General features: G+C 64.7%; 5 protein-coding genes and 1 pseudogene. 4 read left to right on the top strand and 2 right to left on the bottom strand.

Going from position 1 to position 7,041, the window contains the following annotated elements; all coding sequences use genetic code 11:
- Together AC630_RS47605 and AC630_RS41110 are read left to right on the top strand one after the other, a co-directional pair.
- A partial coding sequence (locus AC630_RS47605) for a GIY-YIG nuclease family protein (RefSeq protein WP_502691595.1) occupies window positions 1-179 on the top strand: 179 nt, incomplete at its 5' end.
- Between the two features lie 182 nt (window positions 180-361).
- Window positions 362-1,726: an AmpG family muropeptide MFS transporter gene (locus tag AC630_RS41110; RefSeq protein ID WP_074124075.1), complete on the top strand. Its 1,365-nt coding sequence runs from the start codon at window positions 362-364 to the stop codon at window positions 1,724-1,726.
- 97 nt (window positions 1,727-1,823) lie between these two features.
- Here AC630_RS41110 and AC630_RS41105 read toward each other — a convergent pair.
- A pseudogene (locus AC630_RS41105) lies at window positions 1,824-3,618 on the bottom strand (potassium/proton antiporter).
- A gap of 316 nt (window positions 3,619-3,934) precedes the next feature.
- On the opposite strand from AC630_RS41105, the gene AC630_RS41100 reads away from it, so the two are divergent.
- The gene (locus AC630_RS41100) at window positions 3,935-5,251 is read left to right on the top strand and encodes a mechanosensitive ion channel family protein (RefSeq protein WP_074124074.1); all 1,317 of its coding nucleotides are present in this window, start codon (window positions 3,935-3,937) and stop codon (window positions 5,249-5,251) included.
- 118 nt (window positions 5,252-5,369) lie between these two features.
- Entirely contained in the window at window positions 5,370-6,188 is an 819-nt protein-coding gene (gene map, locus AC630_RS41095; RefSeq protein ID WP_074124072.1) for a type I methionyl aminopeptidase, read from the top strand.
- Between the two features lie 302 nt (window positions 6,189-6,490).
- Here the strand turns inward: map and AC630_RS41090 are convergent.
- Window positions 6,491-7,041 (bottom strand): DsbA family protein (locus AC630_RS41090; protein ID WP_074124070.1); only part of this gene is annotated, 551 nt, incomplete at its 5' end.

The following is a 7,041-nucleotide window of genomic DNA, read 5'->3' as shown; positions in this document are numbered from 1 at the left end:
TCACAGAGAAGTACGACGTCGCAAGGCTGGTCTACTTCGAGCAGTTCGATGACCCCGAGAATGCGATCCAGCGAGAGAAGCGGCTCAAGAAGTGGAACAGGGCCTGGAAGGTCCGATTGATCGAGAAACACAACCCGAATTGGGATGATCTCTATCCCGGGATAGCCGGGCCACAATGACGCTGTCAGCCCCCGCGAAGGCGGGGTATCCAGTACGCCGCAGCGGTGGCGATTGAACCGAGACGCAGGTGAGTACTGGATCGCCCGCCTTCGCGGACGATGACACCGAGAGGGTGTTGGGAGCTTCCGCTTCACTGGCTGCCCCGCGAGTCTTTTCAGCCAGAATCTGCTAACACCTCCCCATGACCGCACCCGACGCGACCTCCCCCGCCGGCTCTGACGCCCCTGCGACCTCCTGGCGCGACAGCCTTGCTGTTTACCTGCAGCCGCGGGTGCTGATCGTGCTGTTCCTCGGCTTCTCGTCCGGGCTGCCACTGGCGCTGTCGGGCTCGACGCTCCTGGTGTGGATGCGCGAGGCCGGCGTCGATCTCGGCACGATCGGGCTGTTTGCGCTGGTCGGCACGCCCTACACGCTGAAATTCCTGTGGGCGCCGCTGGTGGATGCACTGCATGTACCGCTGTTCACGCGGGCGTTCGGGCGGCGGCGCGGCTGGCTGGTGTTCTCGCAGCTGCTGCTGATCGTCGCGATCCTGCTGCTGGCGATGACCGATCCCGCACGCTCGCCGTTCTACGTCGCGCTTGGCGCGCTGCTGGTGGCGACGACATCGTCGACGCAGGACATCGTGGTCGACGCCTTCCGCGTCGAGAGCCTGCCCGAGAGCGAGCAGGCCGCCGGCATGGCGGCCTATGTGGCGGCCTATCGCATCGGCATGCTGGTCTCGACCGCGGGCGCGCTGTTCATCGTCTCCGGCTTCGAAAGTACCGGCATTCCGAAGCCGTCCGCCTGGATGTGGGGCTATGTGGTGATGGCGGCGATGGTGCTGATCGGGACGGTCACGGCTCTGGTCGCGACCGAGCCCGAGCAATCGGTGCGGGCTGAAGCTGCGACGCAAACCCAGACGGCGTTCGCGCGCGTGCTGCGTGCGGCGATCGGCGCCTTCTCCGAATTCCTGTCGCGGAAAGACGCGCTCGCCGCGCTCGCCTTCGTCGTGCTGTTCAAATTCACCGACGCCTTCTCCGGCACGATGACCGCACCGTTCGTGATCGACCTTGGCTTTTCCCGCAACGACTACGCCGCGATCGTGAAGGGCGTCGGCCTGGCGGCAACTCTCATCGGCGGCTTTGCCGGCGGCTTCCTCGCGCGGCGCTACTCGCTTGCGACCAGCCTCTGGATCGGGGGCGTGGTGCAGGCGCTCGCCAACCTCTCCTTTTCCTGGCTGGCCTTCGTCGGCACCAGCCAATGGGCGCTCGCCTTCGCCATTACCTGCGAGAACTTCACCAGCGCCATCGGTACCGTGATCTTCGTCGCCTATCTCTCCGCGCTGTGCAAGAACCCGCTGCACACGGCGACGCAATACGCGCTGCTCACCGCGCTTGCCGCCGTGGGCCGCACCTATCTCTCGTCCGTTGCGGGCTATGTCGCCAAGGCGACCGGCTGGCCGCTGTTCTTCGCGATCTGCGTGCTGGTCGCGATCCCCAGCCTGATGCTGCTGACCTGGCTGCAGAAGCGCGGGCATTTCGAGACGCTGGGCCCGGTGCGGGTGTAGACCGAACGTCTTGCCTTCGTCATTGCGAGCGAACCGAAGCAATGACGAGCCTATAGCTCGTTCCGTCCTGTTGGCTCTTGCCAGGACGACGGAAAGACTAAACCCCCGCCACCGACGTCCACAAATCCGCGAGCTTACGGCGCAGCGCTTGCCTGCGGGTCAGCGGCGCGGGCGTCTCGTCCTCCTCCGGGAGACGGAGACCGACGACGTTGACGCGACCGCCGGAGATCGAGCGCGCGACGAGCACGATCGTGTCAAGCGCGAGCTCGGCGCCTTCTTTCGGCGCGCGGTCGAGATGGACGTCGAAATAGTCGGCGAGGGTCAGCTTGCTCTCGTCCTCACCGACCTTCACGCCGTAGATCTCGGCGAGCTCGGCAAGCGTGTGCTCGCCTGAGACCATGAAGTCGCCGAGCAGGTGCGGATCCGGCGCCGAGCCCGGCTGCATGTCGACGAAGAAGCGGTCGAGTGACTCGGCCTTTTCCGGCGGCGCCAACAGATAGATGTAGTCGCCGGGCGCGATCGGATCGGCTTCGGTGGGCGTCAGGATGTTCTCGTTGCGGATCACCAGCGTCGGCTTGGACCAGGACGGAATCAGGCCGCGGCGGAAATACAGGCTCTTGGGCCGCACCGAGTACCCGACGAGCTGCTGCTCGAGCTGGCCGGGAAGATCGAGCTCGACGCGACGCGGGCCGCGCTCGGTGCGCGGCAGCGCCACATGCAGCTTGCGCGCGGCCGGTGCCAGCGTCCAGCCTTGCAGCAAGAGCGAAATGATGACGACGACGAAGGCGACGTCGAAATAGAGATAGGCTTTCGACAGGCCAACCAGCATCGGGATCGACGCCAGGAAGATCGCGACCGCGCCGCGCAGGCCGGTCCAGGCGATGAATATCTTCTCGCGCCAGTTGAAACGGAACGGCGCCAGACACATGAACACCGCGAGCGGCCGAGCGACCAGCATCAGCACGAGCGAGATGGCGACCGCCGGCAGCACGCTGGAGACGAGCCGGCTCGGCGAAACCAGGAGGCCGAGCAGCACGAACATCACGATCTGCGCCAGCCAGGTCGCGGCATCGAGGAAGGTCACCACCGAATTGTGCGCGCGCGTCGGCCGGTTGCCGATGATGATGCCGGCGAGATAGACCGCGAGGAAGCCGGACGCGTGCATGATCTGCGAGCCGCCGAAGATTACGAGCGCGCCGGTGGTCACGAACGGCGCATGCAGGCCCTGCGGCAGCGCCACCTGGTTGAGCGCGAGGACGACGAGACGTCCCCCCAATCACGCCGACGACGGCGCCCAGCACCGCCTCCTGAACGAACTCCATCAGAACATGACCGGGCGTGCTCGAGCCCAGCGAGATGTATTCAACCAGCATGAGCGTGAGGAAGATCGCGAAGGGATCGTTAGTGCCGGACTCCGCCTCCAGCGTCGCGCCGACACGCGGGCGCAGACGTAGGCCCTGGGTATGCACCAGCAGGAACACGGCCGCCGCATCGGTGGAGGCCACCACGGCGCCGACCAGCAGCGACTCCGCCCAGTTGAGGTCCAGCGCAAATTTCGCGAATGGCGCCGTGACCAGCGCGGTGAGGAGTACGCCGGCGGTCGCAAGCACGAGGGAGGGCGCGAGCACGGTGCGGATGCTGGCAAAACGCGTCTTCAGGCCGCCGTCGAACAGGATCAGGGCCAGCGCCACCGAGCCGACCAGATAGGTGGTGCCGACGTCGCTGAATTGGAGCTGCCCGGGACCGGAATCGCCGGCGAGCATGCCGATGAGAAGGAAGACGAGCAGCAGGGGTGCGCCGAAGCGCAGCGCAAGCAGGCTCGACAGGATACCGGCCATCACCAGGACGGCGCCGAGCAATATGGCGAGGCTGAAAGAGTCGAGGGAAGCCATACGGTGCTGCGGGTTACTCCAGGTGATCGACGAGAATTAGGTTCAGGGACCCACCGGCCGGGGCCCCCCTCATCCCGCTGCCGGGAGAGGTGAGGTGTGCCGCAACCAACGGACTTGCCCATCTCGAAATCGTGTGCTCATGCATCCTTATCGTCGCCACAACGGCGCGCCAACCCATTTTCTCTCACTCGCGGCAATCTGCCCGTATTTTGCCGCCTTAACGCGCATCACATGCCGGTGTATCGATGGCCGGGCCGGTCCCTTTGTGGGATTCTGCGGCTCCCTTGAATCAAACCTTCCCGACGAGACCTCCCCGATGGACATGGACCTCAAGGACTTCATGGAGTTCGTGCAGACCACCGCGCGCAGCGTCGGGGCGGAGATCTCCTCACCCTGGTTCTACCTGCAATTCGGCCTGATCCTGGCCGCGGCCGGCATCGCCTATGCCGCGGAGGCCGGCATTCGCAGCCGCATCGACATGACGTCGCTGGCGATGCGCTGGCCGCTGCCGCTCCGGCACTTCGCGCGCGTGATGGTCTCCAGCGCCTCGACGGCGGTGTTCACCCTGCTCGTCATCATCGATCGCGTGGTGATGTACCACATGACCTGGCCGAGCCGCAGCTATCTGCTGATGGTCGCCGCCAAGCTGGGACTGGCCTGGCTCGCGATCCGGCTCGTGACCTCGGTGCTGAACAACGCCTTCATCGTCAGGCTGGTGTCGATCTCGGCGTGGTTCGTCGCGGCACTTTCCATCCTCGGCGAGCTCGATGCGACGGTCGACCTGCTCGACTCCTTCGCCATCGTGCTCGGCGGCTTGCGGCTGACCCCGCTGCTGGTGATCAAGGCCGGCGCGCTGCTGATCATCGCGCTGTGGCTCACCAACATCGCAAGCAATTTCGCCGAGAGCCGGATCAACTCGACCACCGACCTGACGCCGTCGGTGCAGGTGCTGCTGGTCAAGATCATCCGCATTGGCCTGCTCGCGGTCGCGGTCGTGATCGCGCTCGGCGCGGTCGGCATCGACCTCTCGGCTCTCGCGGTGTTCTCCGGCGCGGTCGGCGTCGGTATCGGTATCGGCCTACAGAAGATCGTGGCGAATTTCATCTCAGGGATCATCCTGCTCGCCGACAAGTCGGTGAAGCCCGGCGACCTCGTCACCATCGGTGACAATACCGGGCGCATCAGCGCGATGAAGACGCGCTATATTTCCGTCGCCGCCGGCGACGGCCGCGAATTCCTGGTCCCGAACGAGGATCTGGTGACGCAGAAGGTCGTCAACTGGACCTATACCGACAAGAACACGCTGGTGAAGATCGCCTTCGGCACCAATTACGACGCCGACCCGCGGCTGGTCTGCAAGCTCGCCGCCGAGACTGCCGCCGCCCATCCCCGCGCGCAGCAGGCCAAGCCGCCGAACAGCATCCTGACCGAGTTCGCGGAGGCCGGGATGAAGTTCTCGCTGACCTTCTGGATCGGGGACCCGGACGGCATGGACCGCGTCAAGAGCGACGTCATGCTGGCGCTGTGGGACGCCTTCAAGCAGGAGGGCATCCGGGTTCCCTACCCGGTCCGCGAAATCCGCATCCGCGGCGGCGCCCTGCCCGTGGAAACCGTCGTGGAAGTCCCGAATTAGGCCCGCTTTCGGGCGCAAGGCAGACAGGCTTGGCTTGCATGAAGGCCCGCGATCATTAGATTAAGACACGAAATCAAGCTGTTCCGCTGACCATCGAGCCCGTAAAGACCTGACACGCATGAGCTACGTCGAAGCCTCCGATACCTCCCTGCGCAAGACCGGCCAGATCAAGCTGCATGGGCCGAGCGCCTTTGCCGGCATGCGCAAGGCGGGGGCACTGGTGGCGAAGTGCCTGGACGAGCTCACCGACATCGTCCAGGCGGGCGTGCCGACCTCGCGCATCGACGAGTTCGTCCGCGAGTTCGCTTTCAGCCATGGCGCCTTTCCGGCGACGCTGATGTACCGCGGCTATCGCTATTCGACCTGCACCTCGCTCAACCACGTGGTCTGCCACGGCATGCCCGGCGACCGTCCGCTCAAGGAAGGTGACATCGTCAACATCGACGTCACCTTCATCGTCGACGGCTGGTACGGCGATTCCAGCCGGATGTACGCGGTCGGTCCGATTGCCCGCAAGGCCGAGCGACTGATCGAGGTGACGTATGAGGCGATGATGCGCGGCATCGCCGCCGTGAAGCCGGGCGCCACCACCGGCGACATCGGCCACGCCATCCAGAGCTTCGTCGAGCCGCAAGGCATGAGCGTGGTGCGCGATTTCTGCGGCCACGGCCTCGGGCGCATGTTTCACGACGAGCCGAACATCATCCATATCGGCCGGCCCGGCGAAGGCGTGCAGCTCAAGCCCGGCATGTTCTTCACCATCGAGCCGATGATCAATCTCGGCAAGCCGCATGTGAAGATCCTCTCTGACGGCTGGACCGCGGTGACCCGCGACCGCTCGCTGTCGGCGCAGTTCGAGCACTCGGTCGGCGTGACCGCCACGGGCGTCGAGATCTTCACGCTGTCGGAGCGGCACGGCGAGAAACAGATCGGCTGATCTGGCGCCACAACGTCGCTCGTATCATCGCGACGTCTATCGCCGACGGCAGAATGACGACGGTGGCCGCTTATAAGTTGCGACAAACGCATCGTTGAAGCGGCGAACGCTGCCTTTCACGCTGATCAAGGTGGCGATCCCCACGATTCCACCGTTCGCAATGGTTGGCGTGCGCGTAACTATCGCCGCAATTCTCCTGATCCTGATCGCCACCGCGCAAGGCCATTTCCTTCCCCGCCACGGATCGGTCTGGGCGGCTTTCGGTGTCCGTCATTTCGCGCGCTCCGCAATCATGGCGTGGGCTAGCAGGTTGCCTTTCCGCAACGGGCCTCTGAGATCTTCTTGGCGAGCCCGGCCGCGCCGACAGCGCCGACGACAACGTCCTTGCCGATCACGTAGCTTGGCGTGCCATTTAGACCCATTTCCTCGGCAAGCTTGAAGTTTTCGTTGAGCGTGGCATTGATCTCGGGACTGGCGAGGTCCTTTTCGAGCTTGGCCATGTCAAGACCGGCTTCCTTGGCTGCGGCCATGGCCCGTGCCTTGTCGACCTGTCCGCGGCCGCTCAGAAGCTTCTGATGGAAGTCGAGATACTTCTTGCCGGTCGGGTCCTGCATACGGACTGCAACCGCGACCTGTGCGGCCTCTACCGAGCCCGGTCCAAGCACCGGGAATTCCTTCAGCACGACGCGCAGCTTCGAATCCGACTTCATCAGCGACAGCATGTCGACCATCGCGTGTTTGCAGTAGGGGCAATTGTAGTCGAAGAACTCGACGAAATTCACATCGCCGTCACGGTTGCCGATCACGACGCCGCGCGGTGAGTTGAAGATCACGTCCGGATTCTTTTGGACGG

This window comes from Bradyrhizobium sp. AS23.2 (assembly GCF_001908185.1).
Taxonomy (GTDB): domain Bacteria; phylum Pseudomonadota; class Alphaproteobacteria; order Rhizobiales; family Xanthobacteraceae; genus Bradyrhizobium.
Note: the sequence above shows the minus strand (reverse complement) of the source record. Positions and strands in the feature narration are given on the sequence as shown.

Excerpts from the sequence above, each read along its gene's own strand:
- AC630_RS41100 (WP_074124074.1), top strand. The coding sequence starts at position 3,935 with ATGGACATGGACCTCAAGGACTTCATGGAGTTCGTGCAGACCACCGCG.
- AC630_RS41110 (WP_074124075.1), top strand. The coding sequence starts at position 362 with ATGACCGCACCCGACGCGACCTCCCCCGCCGGCTCTGACGCCCCTGCG.
- map (WP_074124072.1), top strand. The coding sequence starts at position 5,370 with ATGAGCTACGTCGAAGCCTCCGATACCTCCCTGCGCAAGACCGGCCAG.